General features: G+C 56.9%; 23 protein-coding genes. 14 read left to right on the top strand and 9 right to left on the bottom strand.

Translation table 11 applies throughout. The annotated features are described in order from the left end of the window. Positions 1-566, bottom strand: a 566-nt coding sequence (locus ACR0D6_RS22050; RefSeq protein WP_480767117.1) for an NAD(P)-dependent oxidoreductase, incomplete at its 3' end; no start/stop codon positions are given. Between the two features lie 129 nt (positions 567-695). Between ACR0D6_RS22050 and ACR0D6_RS22045 the strand changes: the two genes are divergently transcribed. Next, positions 696-1,589 carry a LysR family transcriptional regulator gene (locus ACR0D6_RS22045; RefSeq protein WP_480767116.1) on the top strand — a complete coding sequence of 298 codons (894 nt, stop codon included), beginning with the start codon at positions 696-698 and terminating at the stop codon, positions 1,587-1,589. Positions 1,590-1,677: 88 nt separating this feature from the next. On the opposite strand, the gene ACR0D6_RS22040 is transcribed toward ACR0D6_RS22045, so the two are convergent. Both ACR0D6_RS22040 and ACR0D6_RS22035 read right to left on the bottom strand, forming a co-directional pair. Then, complete coding sequence (locus ACR0D6_RS22040) at positions 1,678-2,073, bottom strand: nuclear transport factor 2 family protein (protein ID WP_480767115.1); 396 nt, start codon at positions 2,071-2,073, stop codon at positions 1,678-1,680. 270 nt (positions 2,074-2,343) lie between these two features. Then, a complete protein-coding gene (locus tag ACR0D6_RS22035; protein WP_480767114.1) occupies positions 2,344-3,267 on the bottom strand; it encodes a LysR family transcriptional regulator in 924 nt (307 codons plus the stop codon). Positions 3,268-3,376: 109 nt separating this feature from the next. On the opposite strand from ACR0D6_RS22035, the gene ACR0D6_RS22030 reads away from it, so the two are divergent. From ACR0D6_RS22030 to ACR0D6_RS22020, 3 genes are all read left to right on the top strand, one after another. After that, complete coding sequence (locus tag ACR0D6_RS22030; RefSeq protein WP_480767113.1) at positions 3,377-4,156, top strand: HalD/BesD family halogenase; 780 nt, start codon at positions 3,377-3,379, stop codon at positions 4,154-4,156. Between the two features lie 160 nt (positions 4,157-4,316). Next, positions 4,317-4,598, top strand: a complete 282-nt coding sequence (locus tag ACR0D6_RS22025) for a hypothetical protein (protein WP_480767112.1) — start codon at positions 4,317-4,319, stop codon at positions 4,596-4,598. After that, on the top strand, positions 4,591-5,154 hold the full coding sequence (locus tag ACR0D6_RS22020) for a hypothetical protein (RefSeq protein ID WP_480767111.1): 564 nt from the start codon (positions 4,591-4,593) through the stop codon (positions 5,152-5,154). Before ACR0D6_RS22025 ends, ACR0D6_RS22020 begins: the two co-directional genes overlap by 8 nt. Positions 5,155-5,352: 198 nt before the next feature. Here ACR0D6_RS22020 and ACR0D6_RS22015 read toward each other — a convergent pair whose 3' ends face one another. Together ACR0D6_RS22015 and ACR0D6_RS22010 are read right to left on the bottom strand one after the other, a co-directional pair. Then, positions 5,353-5,700, bottom strand: a complete 348-nt coding sequence (locus ACR0D6_RS22015; protein WP_480767110.1) for a hypothetical protein — start codon at positions 5,698-5,700, stop codon at positions 5,353-5,355. Positions 5,701-5,793: 93 nt separating this feature from the next. Next, the gene (locus ACR0D6_RS22010) at positions 5,794-6,549 is read right to left on the bottom strand and encodes a hypothetical protein (RefSeq protein WP_480767109.1); all 756 of its coding nucleotides are present in this window, start codon (positions 6,547-6,549) and stop codon (positions 5,794-5,796) included. 414 nt (positions 6,550-6,963) lie between these two features. On the opposite strand from ACR0D6_RS22010, the gene ACR0D6_RS22005 reads away from it, so the two are divergent. The 7 genes from ACR0D6_RS22005 (at position 6,964) to ACR0D6_RS21975 (ending at position 14,436) form a co-directional block, all read left to right on the top strand. After that, positions 6,964-7,197: a hypothetical protein gene (locus tag ACR0D6_RS22005; RefSeq protein ID WP_480767108.1), complete on the top strand. Its 234-nt coding sequence runs from the start codon at positions 6,964-6,966 to the stop codon at positions 7,195-7,197. A gap of 250 nt (positions 7,198-7,447) precedes the next feature. Next, positions 7,448-9,697 (top strand): site-specific integrase, encoded by a 2,250-nt coding sequence (locus tag ACR0D6_RS22000; protein ID WP_480767107.1) that lies wholly within the window; start codon positions 7,448-7,450, stop codon positions 9,695-9,697. Between the two features lie 24 nt (positions 9,698-9,721). Further along, positions 9,722-11,164 (top strand): hypothetical protein, encoded by a 1,443-nt coding sequence (locus tag ACR0D6_RS21995; protein ID WP_480767106.1) that lies wholly within the window; start codon positions 9,722-9,724, stop codon positions 11,162-11,164. A 109-nt stretch (positions 11,165-11,273) separates the two neighbouring features. Beyond that, a complete protein-coding gene (locus ACR0D6_RS21990; RefSeq protein WP_480767105.1) occupies positions 11,274-12,107 on the top strand; it encodes a hypothetical protein in 834 nt (277 codons plus the stop codon). A 411-nt stretch (positions 12,108-12,518) separates the two neighbouring features. Continuing rightward, positions 12,519-13,115, top strand: coding sequence for a hypothetical protein (locus ACR0D6_RS21985; protein WP_480767104.1), 597 nt, complete (start codon positions 12,519-12,521; stop codon positions 13,113-13,115). 472 nt (positions 13,116-13,587) lie between these two features. After that, a complete protein-coding gene (locus tag ACR0D6_RS21980; protein ID WP_480767103.1) occupies positions 13,588-13,968 on the top strand; it encodes a hypothetical protein in 381 nt (126 codons plus the stop codon). 24 nt (positions 13,969-13,992) lie between these two features. Continuing rightward, entirely contained in the window at positions 13,993-14,436 is a 444-nt protein-coding gene (locus ACR0D6_RS21975) for a hypothetical protein (protein ID WP_480767102.1), read from the top strand. A gap of 147 nt (positions 14,437-14,583) precedes the next feature. On the opposite strand, the gene ACR0D6_RS21970 is transcribed toward ACR0D6_RS21975, so the two are convergent. Next, the gene (locus ACR0D6_RS21970) at positions 14,584-14,997 is read right to left on the bottom strand and encodes a hypothetical protein (protein ID WP_480767101.1); all 414 of its coding nucleotides are present in this window, start codon (positions 14,995-14,997) and stop codon (positions 14,584-14,586) included. Between the two features lie 61 nt (positions 14,998-15,058). After that, positions 15,059-15,487, bottom strand: a complete 429-nt coding sequence (locus tag ACR0D6_RS21965; RefSeq protein WP_480767100.1) for a MarR family winged helix-turn-helix transcriptional regulator — start codon at positions 15,485-15,487, stop codon at positions 15,059-15,061. 85 nt (positions 15,488-15,572) lie between these two features. Between ACR0D6_RS21965 and ACR0D6_RS21960 the strand changes: the two genes are divergently transcribed. Next, on the top strand, positions 15,573-15,941 hold the full coding sequence (locus tag ACR0D6_RS21960) for an antibiotic biosynthesis monooxygenase family protein (RefSeq protein WP_480767099.1): 369 nt from the start codon (positions 15,573-15,575) through the stop codon (positions 15,939-15,941). A gap of 21 nt (positions 15,942-15,962) precedes the next feature. Further along, entirely contained in the window at positions 15,963-16,418 is a 456-nt protein-coding gene (locus ACR0D6_RS21955; RefSeq protein WP_480767098.1) for a hypothetical protein, read from the top strand. A 157-nt stretch (positions 16,419-16,575) separates the two neighbouring features. Here ACR0D6_RS21955 and ACR0D6_RS21950 read toward each other — a convergent pair whose 3' ends face one another. Then, entirely contained in the window at positions 16,576-17,166 is a 591-nt protein-coding gene (locus tag ACR0D6_RS21950; protein WP_480767097.1) for an isochorismatase family protein, read from the bottom strand. 18 nt (positions 17,167-17,184) lie between these two features. Continuing rightward, complete coding sequence (locus ACR0D6_RS21945; protein ID WP_480767096.1) at positions 17,185-17,913, bottom strand: pirin family protein; 729 nt, start codon at positions 17,911-17,913, stop codon at positions 17,185-17,187. A 90-nt stretch (positions 17,914-18,003) separates the two neighbouring features. On the opposite strand from ACR0D6_RS21945, the gene ACR0D6_RS21940 reads away from it, so the two are divergent. Further along, positions 18,004-18,924, top strand: a complete 921-nt coding sequence (locus ACR0D6_RS21940) for a LysR family transcriptional regulator (RefSeq protein WP_480767095.1) — start codon at positions 18,004-18,006, stop codon at positions 18,922-18,924. Positions 18,925-19,013 lie beyond the last annotated feature (89 nt).

The raw sequence follows: 19,013 nt of genomic DNA, 5'->3' as shown, positions 1-19,013 counted from the left end.
TGGCAGACAAGTGCACCGTAGATCATTCCGAACATGAACCCCTGCCGAACCGTGAAGAGGCCGGCAAAGAGCGCGGCAAGTGCCGTTGGTTTCTCTCCAACATGGGCGGACTTTCCACCCAATTCTCTGATGATACTGCCATAGCGGTCCCAGGTTCCGGTACTGCCCACCGTGAGGATCGTGGTTCCGTCACTACCAATGCCGGAAGGGTAGGCATTGATCATGCCCAGCATGTAGCCAGCCCCCTGTCCCTCAAGGATGGCGACCAGTCTATCGGCATCCGAGGTATCGCCCGTGCTCATGTCACAGATGGTCTTACCCTTTAGCGAGACGCTCAGCCCGTTGACCAGTTCAACAGTTTCCTTGTGGCTCTTGATACAGATGATGACAAAATCAGACGCCGCAATAGCATCATCCGGTGAAGAGCAGATCGTGGCTCCAGCCTCAGCAAAAACCTCTGCCTTTTCCGATGTGCGGTTCCAAACGCTGACTTCGTGGCCTGCCTTGAGCAAGCAATGCGCCAGCGCTGAGCCCATATTGCCCAGTCCCAAAACAGCAATTTTCATGATGTTTGTCTCCGGTGGTCGCCAATGAATTACTGCACCAGCATGCGCCGGCATCGGGGGATCACATAGTTGTAAATTTTTATATATTGTTAGATGATCTTACTTATGGATTGGCGCACACTTCCCTCTTTGACATCTCTCAGAGCCTTCGCCGCCGCTGCCGAGTTTCGAAATCTGACCCGGGCGGCAGAGGCTCTGAACGTGACCCATTCCGCAGTCAGCCAGCAAATCCGCGGGCTCGAACAACATCTCGACACTCGGCTTATCACTCGTACCCGACATGGCATTTCTCTGACATCGCAAGGTGAATTCCTGTCAGCTGGCCTGCTTGAAGCCTTCGCTGAAATGGCCTCCGTGACCGAGAGCGTGTCGAGTGCAGAGTCGGTTCGACCGTTGGTGGTTAGCGCGACTCCGATGTTTTCAAGCGCGTTCCTCATGCCGCGTCTGTCGACGTTTATTGACGAATTCCCCAATGTCGAATTGAGGATTGATTCAACGATCCAAGCTGTCGACCTCAAGCCGGGCGGAATTGATATGGCCATCCGATACGGAACAGGTCGCTGGCCTGGGCTTGTCTCGCAGATGCTGCTACCCGGCTGTCTGACGGTCGTCGCGTCCCGCGAACTGATTGGAAACCGGGTGCTCACAAAACCTGCGGAATTGCTTGAATTCACTCTTCTTCAGGAACAGGCATCGGTCGAGTTTGATCTTTGGATGGAAAAGGTCGGAATCCCCCCCGAAACGGACCGGAGGGTTGTCCGCGTGCCGGGCAATATGCTTCTGGATGGCATCCGGCGCGGTGATGGTATCGGGGCGACGGTACCGGCTTTTGTTTCTGACGAGTTGAAATCGGGACAACTCGTGGCACTGTTCGACGATCCAATACCGCAGATCGGCTACTACCTCGTCACGTTGCCGGGCTCGGTTCGACCAGCGGCAAAGCTGTTCGTGCAGTGGCTCTCGAATTCAATTACCGAATATGAGAAAAGTCTTTTCCGATGGACGCCCCCTCACTTGCTGTAGGTAGTAAAGAGCACCGACCAGAGTCAAATTGGGTCTGACTTGCGGTATACGATTGTGCGTACAGGGCGGGAATTGGCGCCGGATATGGTCATGTTCCCGCAACTTGGCGTTCATAATCCACACCATCATACCAACCGAGCGATTTGGTGACGTTCAGGTTGTCGTCTAAGTCCCATTCCTCCCAGCCCGAGAAACGAACATGATTACCAGTTTCTTTATGATGGCCTTCGAAAGTCCACGCATAGACCATGTGGTGATCGGCGACGAGAACCGTGTCGAGGTCAAGAACGAGGTCAGGGAAGTCAGCCATAAATCCCGCCGCCATGTCGCCAATCTCGGTCCGGCTCTTCATTGGGTCGCCGCCGTTCATTATCATGATTGTATGTTCAGCATATCTTCCGGCGACATCGCCGGGCGCCCGGTTTGTCCAAGCAGCGCAATGATCTTGAGCTAAGCGGCGGGCAGTTTGTACATCAGGTGTCATCTATATCTACATGTCCTAAAAATCGCGAAAATATATAGTTGCAGAAACGTTAATCGGGTCTCTGAAAGCAATCAAGTTTGCTTAACGGCGCTTCTCAACGATGGCAGGTTTGTTTGTCTCACGGCCATCCGCTCATTGAAATTTCAGCGTTTTGAACGAACGGCAGCTTTCGGGAAGCCGATAGGTGAACTCTGAGAGATATCGAATGTCGGCATTGGGCCGAACCAACTTGGAATTTGACCGACTGCCCGGCGTCTTTGTCGATCAATGTTAGTTCCGTTCGTTCTCGAATGGCTGTTGAAACATCGTTTGGCAGAAGGTGATCAATGGAGCGGCAAGTGCATTGGTCTCGCGTCCGCGAAGTGCGGCGATCACTATCGGAGTGAGTCCGAAATCCTCCACCAGCTCTACCGGCACAACTGTCTTTCCATCGTATGTCAGGTTCGGTGCCGGACGCATCGACAGTATTGAGACACCCAAACCATTTGCGACAAAGCACCGTACCGTTTCGATAGAGGCAGATCGGTACGCGATCCGAGGTTTGATGCCGTGCTGGGCAAATTGCGCGTAAAAGTAATCCCGGCTTTGCGGTGCGTCGAAGAGAACGAAATCTTCGCCATCGATTTCCTGGATTGAAACCCGGTTGCAGTCTGCCAATCTGTGCCCTTGCGGGACGATAAGGTATGGCCGCGCACCTGTCAGCGGATGCAGATCGAAGACATGCGTATCCAGTCCGAGATCGTAGAGTATGGCGAGATCCAACTCGTTCTTTTGTAATGCGGTCGTCAGGTGCTCCTGCAGCATTTCGCTGACACTCAACACGATGCCGGGCATTTCCGCGCGATAGCCGCTTAGAATTTGAGCCAGAAAAAACGGTGCTAGCGACTGGAAACATCCAAGGCGAACTGTGCCCATGCGATGTTTGGCGATGTCTACCGCCGCCACATCCATCTGATCTGCATAAGCCAAAAGCTGATCGGCGTAGCGCAAAAACTCTTTACCTTGCGATGTCAGCTCCATCCCGCGCGCATGGTGACGCCGAAACAGGACAAGACCGGTCATATCCTCAAGTTTGCTGATCGCCTGCGCGATGGCAGGCTGGGACACTCCGACAATTTCCGCCGCCGCCGCGATACCTCCTTTTCTGGCGACTGCCTGAAAATAGCTGCATTGTTTGAGTGTGACTTTGGACATAACCACCAGCCAAGTTTTTCTTTTCTTAAGGGAAACATTATACAGTTTTTCTTGCTTTTCGAGATTTGATATTCAAGTTCAGGTAATTTCCTCGAACCTGGAGCGTCATATGAGCCTGACTAAGATTGTCGATCTGGACAGATTCCCTATCGCTGACCTTGAATTTCGCGCGGAATGTAAGAAAGACTTCGATAAAGACGGTGTGTATGTCATGCCTGGTTTTATCTTACCCGAAGCGATCACCTCCGTCCGCGACGAAGGTGAGGCAAACCGTGACAAGGTTTATGCGAAAACCGAACAGCATACCGTCTATCTCAGCAAGCCAGACCCTGCATTTGTAGATGAACACGCCCGCAACCGGCTGGTCACTTCGTCCAAAGGCTGCATTACAGATGATCTGATGCCGCAGGATTCGGCCCTGCGCACACTTTATGACGACCCGGTCTTCCGAAACTTTCTTTGTGACGTATTGGGGGAAGAGCAACTGCATGAGTACTCAGATCCGCTCTCATCGATCAATCTGCACTTCCACGAGAAGGGGCAGGAACTGGGTTGGCACTTCGACAATTCCTCATTCTCTATCACGTTGATGGTTCAGGCACCTGAGGCAGGCGGGCAGTTCGAATATGTGACGGGCGTTCGCGATGCGGATAACGGTGAAATGGGGTTTGATGATGTCGCCGACATCTTGGACGGCAAGACCCCGGTGCAGTCCATGGAGGCCGAGGCTGGTACACTGGTCTTCTTCCGCGGACGTAACTCAATCCACCGCGTTGCGCCGAATATGGGCGACCGGACGCGGATGCTCGCCGTTCTGGCTTATAATTCTGAACCGGGTGTGTCGTTGTCGGAAGCCGCACGCATGACATTCTATGGTCGCCTCCATTAGCATACGCAGGGTCGGTGGTTATCGGATTACAAGCAAAGGACGTTTCGTCTTTGTAGGTAATGCTAACCTTTGGTCCTGATTGTGATGAAAAAGCTCTCGGAAGGAGACGCAGCTATTGGCGTGAGGCGGTGTCACTCGAGTTGGGCAGAAAAAAACGTCAGTGCTGATCGGCCGACCGGAAACCGCGGTTGGCGCATGTCCGGCCAGTCTTTGCTTTGCTGAGAGCCGCCACCATAAACCATTAGATGCTGCGTCATTGATCAACGTCCGCTTCCGGGAACGCCACGACGCAGCATTTGGCGACAAGCTCAAGTCCCGCAAAGGACCGTTGAAACTCTTTCCCAAACTGGCCTGCTACCTCACTTCTTCCTTTTTCAAACAGACCCATATCCCGCGCGAGGCGCAATGCCGTGATCTGTTTGAAAGGAAAATGCATGACTAAAACAACCACCACTCTGAACCCGGATGTGATCTCTTTTGCGCTGGCCCAGGCGCAGGAACACTACGTGCAGGAGATGTGCGCCGGTCCGTTTCAGCTGGACCTGTTGACGAGAAACCTCATTGCCGTAGGGTTTGAACTTGCGGAGGCTGCTGGCGATCCCGGCGCGTTTCTCGAAGATCTCCTGTGCTGTATTCGAGACCGAAACGCCATTCAGCAGTATCCTGACTTCGTTGCGTTTCAAACTTACGTTCGGCAATTCTGGGACACACCACGCGGACCCTTTCATTTCATCCGCTCCGTTGAGGAGGAGGATGCGATGGATATCGTCCGGGAGTTGACCACGGGAACGGGTATCGGCGAGGGCGTGGCGCCGGACAATCCAACGCGTCACCTGGCCGTCCAGATCGTTGCGATGACGCTGGCGATCTCGGATGCGGAAACGGTGGATGCAAATTTGCGGGGCGATTACGAGGATGTCCTGCGGGTTGCAGAGGATGAGCTGGATCCTGGCGAGATTGACGAAATCGAACAGGATATCCTGCCGGATGGGATCTGAACCTGTGCGTTCCATCGGCATGCTTTGAACAGCAAGCCTGCCATTGATGGTTTCTGGAGCATCTGAATTCACCTTCGGTGCTCTCCAATCGATAATCCAATGGTCTGCCTCATTGGTCTCTGTGTTTCCGGGTGTTTGCCGTGGCACCCGGACCCAAAGAGCCGAATGAGGTTTTTCTGCTTTCGGGTGACCTTCACGTTAACGATGGAGACCGCCTTGCCCATTCTTACTACTCCCGAACAATTCACCGTCGGTGACCTTGTCGCCTTCGACTTTCCCTATGCCGATGGCGGATCGAAGACCCGCATCTGCGCCATTGTCGCGGAAGACACTGAACGGGGTGACGTTGTTGTCGCCTATGGCACAACCAATTTGCGCCTGAACAACAATCCCGATCTTGCCCTGGCCGTGTTTTCTCAAACCGATTGCCAGGCTGCCGGATTGCATGCGGCCACCCGTTTCCAGGTGGACCGCCGCGTTCGGGTGCACCTTGGCGATCCCCGGTTCAAACAGCGCAGGTTGCTGGGCACCGCCAAGGTCGGCCATCTGTCTCCCGGTCTCACGCACAGGCTGGCCGCATTGTATGCTCAGCTGCCACCCGTGGATCGCCTCTCCGAGATGCAGGGCCTGCATCCGAAATCACAATTCAAGGTAAAGAAGATCGGGCGGCGCCGTCCAGGTTTCCTGGGGCGTCGCGATACAGGGCAGAGAAAGGTGGTCGCAGCCTGATTGAACCGGCTTCGTCTGCGGGGCCTGATCCGGTCCCGCGGCTTCCAGCATCTCTTGCTGGCGGAACTTTCGGGCGGCTTCTCGGAATGTCTTTGGGTTTGCGCGGCCCTCGTTGGGCGCGTTGCGCAGATTTCGAAAAGACGTTTTGAGATGTTTTTGGCTCACCCGGGATTCCTCCCTGTTGCTGATAGCCCAGTCCACAAGCCAGAACGTGCCGCCCGGTTCGCAACATTCCGGGCTGCGGGCGGCAATCTCCTCCGCGGTCCCGGTCAGCAATGTGGTAACCGCGTAGGGCAGGGTGGGGGTGAGCTCGACGATGCCGGACAGGTTTTCACCGTGAATATTCATGACCGTCAGCGTCTCGAGTGTCAGATAGGCCTGGCCGGAATGTAGTTGGTGTCCATAATGTTCGGTCATCGTGGCCACAGCATTCCCGACTTTCCCCACCAAGGCCATTTGAACGCAGTCCTCAAAGACCGCAAGCGTTGCCCGAAAAGGCTCAGGCAGGTTGGTCACGTCAATGCGCCTAAATTCCGCGCCCTCCGTAATCACAACGGCATCGACCAGGAATCGGCTCAGTTCGAAAGGCTTGTCGGCAAACACAAAGGAGACGCCCCGGATCGGTGTCCCGGCAATCGGCCATTCGGCAAACAGCGCGCGCAACATGGATCGCCAGTCACAATTCCAGTATCTGGACGCCGCCTGGCGTTCCAGCGAGTCCTCGGGATAGAAATGGAGACAGTGCCCTGTCTCCGTCTGTTCGATCAATTCTACCCGTTTGGTGGGGTTCATCATGGTCATGTCGGTTTTCCTTTTCTCAATGGTGTAGTGCGGGCCTGGAGCGGCGCGGTACGAACGACTTGGTGTTCTTTGCCAAAACGGAAAAACCGATTGTTTGACCCGCGGGTTTTAGGGATTTCACCCGGGCCCAACCGGACAGTGTAGTGACGTCTCATGTCGCTCTGCCGGCGTGGGAGTTCGGGTTACGGCGTGGGCTGTCGCGATTTTTTTGACGAAGTTTTTTCCGAACCGCCCCACGGGACCATCTCCCTTCCAACGTTTTGGAACAGGAGACCCCGAATGATCGTATCCCCCGATGAAACTTTCTCGGCCCGCGAGGCGGCCGACTTTCTGCGCAAGTCCGAACGCCAGGTGCAGCGCTACCTGACGGACGGCAAACTGCAGGGCACCCGCAAGAACGGCCGCTGGCAGCTCACCGCGTTGGAGCTGTGGCGGTTTCAGGGAATTGCCCGGGAAATGCAGGATATCTGGATCGATTACTGCGTTCGGATGGCAAAACATGACGCAGAATAAAGTCGTTGTAATTCAGCGTGTTACGAACCAAGGGGAAACAGGCCGGTCTTCATTGTGTGGGAATGCAGACCACCCTGTGTTCCCCGGTGTCGGCCCTTGTCGCCCCGGGACGGGGCAGGGCGCGAGTGGGTGGTGGATGACTGCCCCTGACGGGGTTTGGAGGTGTGTCCGGAGGGTGTTTTGAAAGCCCGTCTGATGCTGAACGCGTTTTCAAAACACCCTCCAACACCCTACAAGAAAGGTAAGAAACATGCTGGACATTTCCCAAGCCACAGGCACCACCGCCGACGTGATTTCGGTGCTGCGCCTGACCCCGATGAATTCCTCCACGAGGATCAACACGATCATATCGGTTCGGGCGCTGAGAGACGCCATGTCGGGCGGGCCGGACCTGCCTGCCGATGTGTTCTTCGATGCGGCCTTGAATCCGACATCGGAGCTGCGCGCCAAACTCGGTGAGAGGCATGCCCAGATCCTGAGCGATGCCAGGCGCGCCGAACGGGCCTGGGTGGAGGGGTTCCGGCGCAATCTGGTGCTGCGGCTCAAGGGCAGGCTGCCGTCTCTGGCCGATGCCATCGACGCGATTGAGGCCAGTGGAGCCTCGGACAAAACCCGGCGCAGCGTTGGCGCTCTGAAAGACCTTGCTAAATCCCAGGCGACGGCCCCGGAAACCATCGTGGCGACGGCCGTCGTGGTGGAACCGCTGCTGCGGGCTTTGACCCCGGAAGACCTTGGCGTCCACACTCCCAAAGCGCTCAGCAACAAAATCGCCCTGATCCGCGCTGCGGTGAGGCTTGTGGATCCCAATGCGGTGTCGAGCGGGCCGGCGGATATCAAAACGCTTCCGAAACTTTGGCGGGACATGCTGGAAAAGCTCGAGACAAAAATTCCGATGTCTTGTTCTGCGGAGAGGGCCATCCTTCGCCGCTTTGCGGTCCGAGCGGATAAAGACGGGCTGGCGCCGGCCCAGGTCCAGGCCGAATTCATCGCCGGCTTTATGGTCTATGAGCTGGCCACCAAATCGGCCAGCCATAAGGAAAAGCTGCGCCGGGCGGGAAAAATCTGGAACAGGGTGATCGCCCAGGACGGTCTGTCCGCCGCGCGGTTCGAAAACACCGGCCCTCAGAACAGGCTGCCGGATGTGGCCTGGAGTGAGCTGCCCGACCCGATCCGGTCGCGCTTCGACGCGCTGACCGATCGCACGGTGGCGCCGCAGGGCGATGAGGCGTGGTCCTCCTTCATCGCTGACGCAGAGGATGATCTTGGTCTCGGCGATCTTGTCGCTCCCAACGCCGGGTCTGAGACGGTGCTGGCGCGCGAACAGGGCACACAGAAAAACCTGCGCGACGCGGTGAAACGCGTCTGGCATGCGGCCCAGACCAGCCCGAAGGTGGGGCAGAAACCGCGTTCATTGGAAGACCTCTTCCGCGAGGACTGCCTTCTCGCCACGGTGGCGGCCATCCGCGGAAAACGCCGCGCACGGGTCGAAGCCCGGGGCGAGAGCTGGGAAATCCACAAAGTGGGGCGCTACGAATGTTCGCTGATGCAGGCGCTGCATTCTGTTGGCAAGAGTTGCGATTTGTCGGACGAGCTGCTGGAGCCGGTTCGTCAGCTCACGCTCAAGCTGGATCCAAGTGTCGTCGGCACCAAGCTCAAATCCGATGGCACGCTCGCTTATGTCTATGAAGACCGCAAGATCGGCCGCCATCACGAATCCATGCTGCGCCAATTCAATGAAAACTCGGCGCTGAAACGCTGGTTCCAGGCACCGGGTGTCCTCTGGCGCGAGGCTGAGAAATGGACCCGTCAGGGCAAGAACCGCCCAACCATCGCTCAGGCATCATTGGCGCGCTCCGCCTTGATCGCACAACTGGCGCAACGGATCACACCGATGCGGCGGACCAATATCGCGCGGTTGCGCGCCTTTGGTGAGGAAAGCCACCTGAGCCTGCCGATCGGAGCAGGGGAGGGGACTCTGATCCTGCCTGGGGCGGAGTTGAAGAACCTCCGGTCGATCCATGTCACCATCGATCCGGAGACGGTGAAGATGCTGAAGAGATTCATTGACGTCTATCGTCCGATCTTTGTCGAGAACGCCAAGGCCGATCCGGAAAACCCGCATCTCTTTCCCGGCGCTGCCAGCGCGCGCAAGGAAAAAGGCGAGAATGGCGGATATCCGAGCGGTTTAGGATACATCACAAAGGTAAAACTGTCCCAGCGTTTCCGGCAACACATCTGGAAACACTGCCAGTTGCGCATGGATCTGCAGGTGATGCGCCACATCGCCGGCAAGGTGATCCTCGACATGGATCCCAGCGCCATGGGTCTGGTGCAGGAGGTGCTTGGGCACAAACGGATCGAGACGACCCAAAGCTACTATGCGCAGGTCTGCAAGATCGTGGCGCAGAAGAACTACCTCAACCTGCTCGACCAGTATTCCCGGCGGATCATGTCGCATGTGGATTTCCGGATCGATCTCGAACAACAGATGGAGGGCTGAGACATGCCAAACCACCGTTTGTCCATGGCACCTTCCGACTGGCCCGAGGACATACGGGCCAGATTCGAGGACCGGTTTTCAGCCGCTTCGAAGCATCAGAGGCCGCGCCTTGAGCAGGGTCTCGGTCGCTGGCTTCTGGAGGCGGATCGCGATGATCTGCCCCCCGACCTGATCACGCCGGCCCTGATCGAGCGCAGGCTGGGCCATCTGCGACCGGAAATGGCTGCGGCCGCCAAGCAGGCGCTGCAGGCAGTTTTTCCCGACACGCCCGTCTTTGTCCGGGAGACCCGGGTCGAGGTGGAAAGCAAGCGCGCGGCGCTCAAGCGTGAGATCACCCGTAATTGGCATCGCCTGCCGCCCAATTGGCGGGAGGCGGCGCAGTCGAAGCTGCATTTCTGTCCGGAGGGCTTGCGTGACGGGTTGCTGGTCGAGGCCTGGACGGCGGATACGCTGCGATCCCGCCTGCAATCTGTCTGGGCTTTTTTCGACTTCTGCCGCGCAGAGGGATTGGAGGAAGAGGTCACGCGGATCACCGTGCAGCGGTGGCTGGATGCCCGTCAAGCCGAGTTTCGGGCGGGTGATGTGTCGCTTGCGACGATCCACGGCGAGATTCAGCGCCTGAAGATGCTGGGAATGGCACTGTTCCGGGACCGGGATTGGACATGGCTCGATCCCGTCCAGCGCATTCTGAAAAAGAAGATGGCGCTGCAGCCCTCGCGCAATGACGCGCGGCTGGTGGATCTGGCCGAGCTGCGCCAGGCCGCGATCAGCTGTTCGGAGGTTGCGCTGCGCCATCACCGGGCGGCCACCGGGTATCGAGCCAAAACAACGGCTAACAAACTGGCACGCACCGGGCTTGCGATCAGCCTGCTGGTGAACTCGCCGATTCGGCGGGAGTCGCTGGCGACCCTGGATCTGAAAGAGAATTTTGATCCCGACTTCACGCGTCTCTTTCTTTCGCCGCGGGAAACCAAGGACAAGAAGAGGGATGAGCGGGTGTTGACCCCGGAGGTCCGCAAGCAGCTCACAGACTACGTGACGCATCATCGGGCCGCCGTCGCGCCGCTGCGGGAAACCGCGCTGTTTGTGGGCGGTCGCGGGAAACCGGTCGCGCCCGGTTACCTGAGTCAGACTGTGGGCGATCAATGCCAGAAGCTCTTTGGCAAACGTGTCACACCGCAGGTCATCCGCAACATCGTTGCCGGTTTCATCGTCTCGCAGGTGCCGGAGAAGGCGCGTCTGGCCAGCGTGGTTCTGAACCACGCCTCCACTGCCACCACGGAAACCTATCGCGCGAATGGCAAACAGGTGCAGGCGGCGAAGAAGCTGCGGGAGGCCAACGATCAGGGCCGGGTGGATCATGGGGTTGATCCATGCGGATCGGAACATTCCCACAAGGGCAGGGGCGGCAACAAATACCGGGCCTGGCCGGTACGACGCCCGCGCGGGAAACGGACCGTCACGTGAGGCCACCCGCTTTACGCGGACCCATTGATCCAATCGCCAAGCAACATTGATCCATTCATCCATGCCCGGAGGCGTTCCCCTCCGGCAAACACAGGAGATCGAACGAAACATGGAGACCTACCAAATCTGGGCCGGTCGCAACCTGCTGCGCCGGAGCATCGATCTGGCGCCGGGAGAGCAACTGGTGAACCGGGTCGAGGAGAGGCTTGCCAATCTCTCCGGCGTCGAGTTCTCAAGCCGGGTGGTTGCGAGCAACGGCGCCGTTCACGAAGTGGCGGTATCCTTTGCATCGTCTCTGGGCGAGGTCGCGTATAAACGTCGACCTCAATCCCAAAGCGGCCGGTGGTCGACCTGGGTTTACGCACACCAGTCAAGCGAGAACCGGGGGAACCTCGTGGAGAATACACGGAAATTCGGGAACTGGGTGCTGCCGGCTCTGGATGACGTTTTGGAACTCGTTCCGTGGGATCACGTCCCGTCGGTTGCAGTGGTCGATCTCCCCGAGGCGCACCAGGCCTTGATCCGGGATTATCTCCCAGGCGCCAATCAGGCGAGCGCGAAGGTCCGGGATGCATTCGGGGACTTGCTTCATGTCCTTGCGCGCGACCTGAAGCGCGCGCGGGAAACGGAGGAGCGCACCCGGCGGATCGACGCACTGTTTGAGGCCCTGCCAGTCGGGGCCGTCCTGATCGCCGGCGAGTGGAGTGTCCGGATCGGGATTGTCTCCGCGCGAAAAGGCAAGCGCACCGAGCGGTCGCTGTTGGTGCGCAGTCAGCTCGGCGAGCAATACTACGATCTGAATCGGTATATGCAGGACCGGTTCAAGCTGCTGACACCGGAGCGGGCCAATGAGGTGCCGCGAACCCTGATGTCGGCCCATGAGGTCATGCGGGCGGTGGCGCGAAACCGGGAATTGGTGGCGCGGTTTCCGGATCTGGTTTGATCTGTGTGGGCGCTTGTTTGTTGCGTTCAATAAAATGTTCAACACCGCTTTGTTTGAAAACAGTTGACACAATGTTCTGACCTCGCCGGCAGGAACGAGCCTGCCAGGCCGAGAAGCCACACCACTGGATCAGAACAGGAGAACATCATGGGTATAGGAAATTTTGAACTGAGGGCAGGAAGAAACCTGCTCCGTCAACCGATAGATTTGACCCCGGGAGAAGTGCGGGTCAACCAGGCGAAGGAACAGTTCGCCAAACTGGAGGGTTTGGAGTTCATAAGCCGTGTCGTAGAGAGCAACGATGCATTGCATTCCGTGTTTGTGTCACTCGAAACACCTGACGGTTGCGTCGAGTTTGTGCAGTACGAGCCTTCGTGCAGCGGGTCCTGGCGCACCGAAATGGTGGAAAGGATGAGCGGGAAGGACGTATCTTACTACGTTGACCGCGCTCAAAGCGTGGCGCGACTCCTTCCGATGGTGCTGGATCAAACCATTGCCCTGATCCCCTGGAACCATGTTCCGCGAGTTTCGCTGAACGACCTGCCGCCCGAGCATCAAGGTCTGTTGCGTGAGGTTATGCCGGAGGTTTTCGATCTCAGCGAAGACGTTCAGGGAAGTTTCGCCGCGTTGTTGTATGTCGTGGCACATGATCTCAAGCGCGCCAAAAAATTGGGAGCCGATCTCCTGGAGCGTGACGCCCGAAGAAAACGCCTGAGCAAACAGTTTCGAACGCTTCCGACCGGAACAGTGTTGTTTTCCAATGGCCGCAGGCCAGAGGTGGGGATCATTTCCGATCAACGCGGCTCCCGGACCAAACGCTCTCTAAACATCCGAAATGAGGTTGCGACATATACCCGTGATCTCGATCGACATGCGCAGGAGCGATTCAAGCTTTTGACGCAGGACCGGGCGAAGGAAGTGCCCCGCGGTCTGATGTCAGCCCATGAGGTTGTGCAGGCCGTGTCTCGCACCCGCGAATTGGCCGCCCAATGCCCGGATCTGGTTTGATCGCGGTCTGCGATAGGCTGTCGCTGGCGCCTCATGCGGGGTGCCAACCCCGTTCCGCAAAGCAGTAAATAATCACTCTTGCGCGGTCTATGCGCTGTCTCAAAGCCCTGCTTCGAAACCGGGTTCCAGCGTGAGATGAACAAGCACCGATTTGGTACGGGACGGTACAAACGGAAACTTGCGACTGCCGAGATTTTGTAACCTGATGCGATCTGAGTTTAGAAAGCTAAGTTTTGCCAGCTGCGTTCTCGCTCCTTAAGCGCACCAAGACGGCGGGCAATGAGCAGGGGATCTCTGCCGTAGAAATTTCAATGCTGAAGATGCATGTCAGGCTGGTCTGTTTCAGGGTCTGTGACCGTTTTGGTGAGGCCACCGACCCTGCAACCAGCCATCTGACACGGATAGGAGCAGACAAGGAAAGGCCGCGCTCTTGAAGCCGGGGCATGCCGTCCTGGCAATGAAAGGAAAGGCCATGTTTGATCTTTCTTCCAGCGGCCTGTCGGCACTACAGGCATTCTTTCTCCTCGAAAACGAAGAGTTGCAAAACGCGGCCCTTCTGTTGGGTGGGCAACCTTCCCTGAGACGTGTTCAGCGCCTGCAAGATGACCTGCCCGACACGGAGGGCCTGACGCGGTCCATGCAAATTGATCTGCATGCCCTGCACGATCTTTTCATGCTGCGGAACGTGCATGAGGCCGACAGCCTCGAGGCGGCGTGTTTTGCCGAGCTCGATCCCGCAACCGAGGAAGTACATGAACTGTGCCGTCTTGCTGACGCGCTGTCAGACTGTCTGCGGGCGCTCGGCCTTATCGACAGCTCTCCCGGTGAGGAAACTCTCCGCATTGCCGCGTGAAAGCGCTCCGGTCAGCAATCCCAGTTGCTGACCATCTTGAAAGGCCGCGCGGCCCTGCGCGGTCTGTTTTGGGAGACCAATATGTCAAAACTCGAACCCATCGAGGACCTGATCTACGATACCCTGCGCCAGGGGCGCATATTCGCGGAAGCCTGGGAGAACGCGGCGATCGAAACCACCGGCGCCATGCGCCGACTCTGGCCGGAGCTATGCGCCCGTCTCAAAAACGGCGACTGCCTGAATGGGGATGACACCAACGTCCTGCCCGGCTTTGGTGAGATTATCCTCGATGCCCGAGCTCGCGTCCGAGCCAAACTGGACGAGGAGGGGCGCACCGACCTGGAGCATCTGAGCGCGCGGAAGATCGAACTCGATCTACTGATGGTGTATTTCACATCCTATTGGGATCGCCGGCAGAAAGTGTTCGATCGCCAGAAAACTGAGCAGATCCATAGAGAGATGTTCTAAAGAGCCGTATCGACCGGTCCTCGGCTCGTGTCGGGAGTTCGTGAAGGAAAGGATCTCGTCTGCCACAAACTGGCAGGCGAGATCATTTTCTGGTTAGGGAAGCGTAGTGGCAAACTACCAGTTTCGGTCGGCCCTTGACGTTTGTAGTCATGATCCGCCTTGTAGTGCGGTTTCATCAGATTGGGCTGAATCCAGAGAAGGCTGTCTCTCTTTTTTCAGGTTTGGTCTTTGCGCCCCGAACGCGGTGCAAAAAGAGGCTTGGGGTGTCCGAAGTGGCTTCTTGCATGAATGGCAAGGCGGGCCGTTCTGGCTCGCTAAATGGTGATAGACAGCGTTTGGGTTTGATACCGGGTACCCGGTAAGTTTCCTGTATTCGACGAGAAGCCTGGTGTGCCGTTTGGAGAGCGAATTAGTTTCGCCCGCGATCAGGTTTTGCAGGTTGGCCCATTCTGCGTCCGTCAGCATGGGGATTTCCATGTCACAACGCCAGCAGTATTGAATGATCGGCATCTCTTTGATTCCCGCAGCAAAATCGCAATCGTTATCGGTCCAGCCTATCAAGAACAGAACCTGTCGGGAAGTGAGTGGAGGGCTGGGTATTGCCAGCTTCTGGGCTTCGATACTACTCCCGCATGGCATCGATTATTCTACCAGAGAGTTCTAAAAATTGCTCCTTCTCGAGCTTTGTTAGACCGGCCAGTGCCGCAGCGTTTTGTTGATGCGCTGCTTGGTACGCCAGCTCCCGGATTGATTGCGCATTTTCAGTCAGCCAGATTTGCTGAGATCTGCCGTCCGATGGATTCTTGGTTCTACGTATCAAGCCGTCACGCTCCATTCGTGTGAGCGTGTTCGCCAAGGTGGCTTGTTCAAGGTCAAGCCTTTCAAGCAATTCCCGTTGGCTCACCCCGTCCTTTTCCCACAGTTCCAGAAGCACTGGGAACTGGCCGATAGCTATACCCAGAGGCACAATCCGCTCCTGAAGGCCTTTCGCAAACAAGCGTGCCATGTGGTTCACGACGAACCCGGCGGATCTGGATTTTTCAAACGTCATGCGCCCAGCATAGTATTTACATAGCATGCTATTCAATATTATATAGCAAGCTATGTAAAGAGAATCACATCGGAAGGAATTTTCAATGCCACGGATCGAAGAACTCGATGCAACTGTGTCACTCGCAGATCAAATGAAGGCGGAGGAAGGCCCAGTTGTTCTGCTCAATCATTTCACCATTGATGAAGCAGACGAAGAGGCATTGCTCCAAGCGTGGTCGCACGATGCCGACTTCATGAAAACACAACCTGGCTACATATCCACGCAACTTCATAGAGGCATCGCCGGTAGTGCATCTTTCGTGAACTACGCGATCTGGCAGGACGTAAAGAGCTTTCGTGATGCATTTTTACATCCTGAGTTTCAGAGGAGGATCTCAAACTACCCGGAGAGCGCGATCGCGCGCCCGCACCTTTTCAAGAAGTTGGCAGTCGCCAACCACTGTGTCGAATGATGGATAGCAGGGGAACGTAAGATGAAACCGAAGATTCACGCATTTGCCGGTGTGATAGCCTTTCTGACAATCCTGTCATTCTGGACATCCACTGTATTGTCTGAGCTTTTTGGCACACACGCGACCATCGCAGCAGTCAAGGGAGCGATCTTATATGGCATGATCATCCTTATACCCGCCATGGCAGTGGCAGGTGCGTCAGGGATGAACATGGGGGGTCGAAGAAAGGACACCCCTGCTCTTGCAAAAAAGCGACGCATGCCATTCATTGCGGCGAACGGCTTGCTGGTTCTTGTGCCAGCGGCATTTTTTCTGGAAGCGAAGGCCAGTGCGGGCGCATTTGATAGCACTTTCTACGCGGTTCAGGCTGTGGAACTAGTTGCAGGCGCACTAAATCTATCCCTGATGGGGCTGAACATCCGTGACGGACATTCGATGGCAAAGAAAAGAATGAAGCTGGCCGAGAACAGGTCGTAAATGGATAAATACAGAGCATAAAAAGTCAATGATTTGGCGCTGTTTGCCCATCTGCTAACATGTCGGTCAAAACGGCTTCTGGGAGTTTCTTATGCTTTTGCGACCACCCCATGCATGAGGCGGCCGCAATTGCATTGCTTGAAACGATGCAGAGAGGTCATCCGCGGCTCAGGATTTCCTCGCCGAGGATCTGCATGATCTTCTGCCCGGGCTCGCTCGCCCAATTGACAGCGAGCTCTGCAAGCAGCGCGCTGGTTGTGGTGAGCTCGACACCGCCGCGCTCCATTTTCCGGAACGCCATCTCATCTGTCAGCGCGGTGGGGGAGCCAGAAGCGTCGACGACAGCGGTCACGGCAAAGCCTTCTTCGGCGGCGCTGATTGCAGGTGGGGCGAGGCACACGTCGGTTGTGATGCCTGCCATGATGAAATGCTTGCGTCCGGTGTTACGGCAGGCATCTGCAAAGGCGCTGTCGTCCCAGCAGTTGACCACGCCGGGGCGCCTGATCCGCGCGGCGAAGGCATCCGGCGCGATCTCTTCCAGCGCGGGCATCAGCGGGCCCTGCATGTTGTCTTCCATACTGGAAGTCAGCACCAGCGGCATGCCAAGCGTGGTCGCCGTCCGCGCCAGGGCGCGGGTGTTGGCTTCTATTAGTTCGCGGTCAACGGATTTTGCCCAGTTCATTGTGCCGACCTGATGGTCTATCAGAATGATGGCTGCGTTGTCGGGGGTCACTTTTGTGGAGGTCATATTGATGTCCTTTCCTGGTTAAGAGATTTCGGAAGTGGGCAGATCGAAGATCAGGATTTCGGCTTTAGCTGAGACCGTAATCTCCAGGTTTCCGGAGCGGAGCAGTCCCAGCCCATCTCCTTTGCCAAGGGGGAGATCAGCAACAGTTGCCTCGCCTTCGATCAAAAAAATGTAGAGGCTGCGTTCGGGGCTGGACGGGCTGAAACTCAGCACGCCGTGGCGGTCGAATTTGCCGTAACTGAGACGCACTTCCTGCTGCACAACAAGCGAGCCTTCGGCACCGTCGGCAGACAGCACCAGCTGGAACCGATTGGTGTGGTCCGCGGTTTTCAGCTCCTTGCGTGAATAGGCCGGCGCCAACCCTTTGGCCCGCGGCTCAAGCCAGATTTGCAGCGCCCGCATCGGCATCGTCCGCGAGTTGTTCAATTCGTTGTGGAGGATGCCGGTGCCAGCGGTGATCACCTGAAGGCCCTTCGCTTTTACAGTGCCGTTGTGAACGGGCACCACCGGATCGATATGCGATACCTCTCCGTCTACCATGAAGGTAACGACCTCGACATCCTGATGCGGATGCAGGCCAAAACCCTGGGCGTCTGGGGCCAGTGTCCCGTCGTCGATTGTAATCAGCGGGCCGAACCTGCGCCGCCCTGCTTCCAGATGCGGCTTGAACGACAAATGCGCCTGCATGAAGCCGAAGTCCTTGAACTCACGGGTTGCGGCGGGGTGGTAGACCATCTCTGTCTGCATTGTTCATCTCCTGGCCTGTTCGCTGGGACAGAATTTAGGGACCTCCTTCGTTCTGGAAAATGATCCTTTTGTTAACTATCGTTCGTGTTTATGAACGATAGATTCTATTCCTGCGCCAAGGCCCTGGTGGCCACTGTGCGCGCCGGGTCAATGAGTGCCGCAGCAGTAGAGCTGAACACCACGAAATCGGCGATCAGCCAGAAGCTTGCGTTGTTCGAAGCTGAATTGGGGCTTGTATTGCTGGACCGGTCAGGTCGGGCGGTGTCCCCGACCACGGCCGGGCGCAGGATATTCGAGATCTGTACCGGTCCGGTTGACGCGGCGCTTGAGGCCGAGGCAGAGCTTGGCTTCGCAAGAAGCGGGAAGATTGCTGGTCGAGTTTCGGTCTCGGGTCCCAATAGCTTGCTTGGCACACTGTTTGTTCCCCTCCTGGCTGGACTTCAGTCCCGCTATCCGGATGTCGAACTTGAGCTTCATGCAGACGACTACAGGTCGGATTTTGCGGCAGAGGACATCGACTTGGCGTTCAGGACTGGTTCCGCCGACAAAGGGCGGTTCATCTCGGCGACCTTACCGCCAGCCCGGCGGGCGCCTTACGCCAGCCCGGCCCTATTGGAACAGGTGCAAGACGTTGCCCGGCCTGCCGACTTATTGCCGCTTCCATGTGTCTTACGAACTCAGGAACCCTGCAAATGGGTGTTCAAGAACGACGACGGCCGACAAGAAGTTGTCACGCCGCCCATTGGGTTGCGGGTCAACACGATGGAACTTGCTTATGCGGTAGTTTCAGAGGGGCACGCAGTTGCCATGCTGCCCACATTGCTGGCGCAACAGGCTGAACACGCTGGCAACGTCGTGCGCCTGCTTCCTGACTGGTCTATCGAACCGGTTCCCCTGACTTTGCTTTGCCGCCCTGAACGTTTGGCCGCTCCACAGGTTGCGGCAGTGCGGCGCCATATTCTGGATGCATTGGAAACGGGTGATTTTCTGGGGACTGTTCTTCATGCCTAGCACTTACAGTGAAGTCCCGTGTCCTCCTCATTGGTACAGAGGGTGCCACTGCCCCCCCGATCTATGAAAAGATCATGAAAGGTTGACTT

It is taken from the genome of Ruegeria sp. BJ6 (genome assembly GCF_056537885.1).
This window is presented reverse-complemented; position numbering and strand designations above follow the sequence as displayed.

What these genes read in the sequence shown, in the direction of transcription:
- ACR0D6_RS21955 (WP_480767098.1), top strand. Translation starts at nt 15,963, where the DNA reads ATGAAACCGAAGATTCACGCATTTGCCGGTGTGATAGCCTTTCTGACA.
- ACR0D6_RS21950 (WP_480767097.1), bottom strand. Translation starts at nt 17,166, where the DNA reads ATGACCTCCACAAAAGTGACCCCCGACAACGCAGCCATCATTCTGATA.
- ACR0D6_RS22030 (WP_480767113.1), top strand. Translation starts at nt 3,377, where the DNA reads ATGAGCCTGACTAAGATTGTCGATCTGGACAGATTCCCTATCGCTGAC.
- ACR0D6_RS22005 (WP_480767108.1), top strand. Translation starts at nt 6,964, where the DNA reads ATGATCGTATCCCCCGATGAAACTTTCTCGGCCCGCGAGGCGGCCGAC.
- ACR0D6_RS22040 (WP_480767115.1), bottom strand. Translation starts at nt 2,073, where the DNA reads ATGACACCTGATGTACAAACTGCCCGCCGCTTAGCTCAAGATCATTGC.
- ACR0D6_RS21995 (WP_480767106.1), top strand. Translation starts at nt 9,722, where the DNA reads ATGGCACCTTCCGACTGGCCCGAGGACATACGGGCCAGATTCGAGGAC.
- ACR0D6_RS21940 (WP_480767095.1), top strand. Translation starts at nt 18,004, where the DNA reads ATGAACGATAGATTCTATTCCTGCGCCAAGGCCCTGGTGGCCACTGTG.
- ACR0D6_RS21980 (WP_480767103.1), top strand. Translation starts at nt 13,588, where the DNA reads ATGTTTGATCTTTCTTCCAGCGGCCTGTCGGCACTACAGGCATTCTTT.
- ACR0D6_RS21960 (WP_480767099.1), top strand. Translation starts at nt 15,573, where the DNA reads ATGCCACGGATCGAAGAACTCGATGCAACTGTGTCACTCGCAGATCAA.
- ACR0D6_RS22000 (WP_480767107.1), top strand. Translation starts at nt 7,448, where the DNA reads ATGCTGGACATTTCCCAAGCCACAGGCACCACCGCCGACGTGATTTCG.
- ACR0D6_RS22020 (WP_480767111.1), top strand. Translation starts at nt 4,591, where the DNA reads ATGACTAAAACAACCACCACTCTGAACCCGGATGTGATCTCTTTTGCG.
- ACR0D6_RS22010 (WP_480767109.1), bottom strand. Translation starts at nt 6,549, where the DNA reads ATGTTGCGCGCGCTGTTTGCCGAATGGCCGATTGCCGGGACACCGATC.
- ACR0D6_RS21990 (WP_480767105.1), top strand. Translation starts at nt 11,274, where the DNA reads ATGGAGACCTACCAAATCTGGGCCGGTCGCAACCTGCTGCGCCGGAGC.
- ACR0D6_RS21965 (WP_480767100.1), bottom strand. Translation starts at nt 15,487, where the DNA reads ATGACGTTTGAAAAATCCAGATCCGCCGGGTTCGTCGTGAACCACATG.
- ACR0D6_RS22015 (WP_480767110.1), bottom strand. Translation starts at nt 5,700, where the DNA reads ATGGCCGACCTTGGCGGTGCCCAGCAACCTGCGCTGTTTGAACCGGGG.
- ACR0D6_RS21945 (WP_480767096.1), bottom strand. Translation starts at nt 17,913, where the DNA reads ATGCAGACAGAGATGGTCTACCACCCCGCCGCAACCCGTGAGTTCAAG.
- ACR0D6_RS22035 (WP_480767114.1), bottom strand. Translation starts at nt 3,267, where the DNA reads ATGTCCAAAGTCACACTCAAACAATGCAGCTATTTTCAGGCAGTCGCC.
- ACR0D6_RS21985 (WP_480767104.1), top strand. Translation starts at nt 12,519, where the DNA reads ATGAGCGGGAAGGACGTATCTTACTACGTTGACCGCGCTCAAAGCGTG.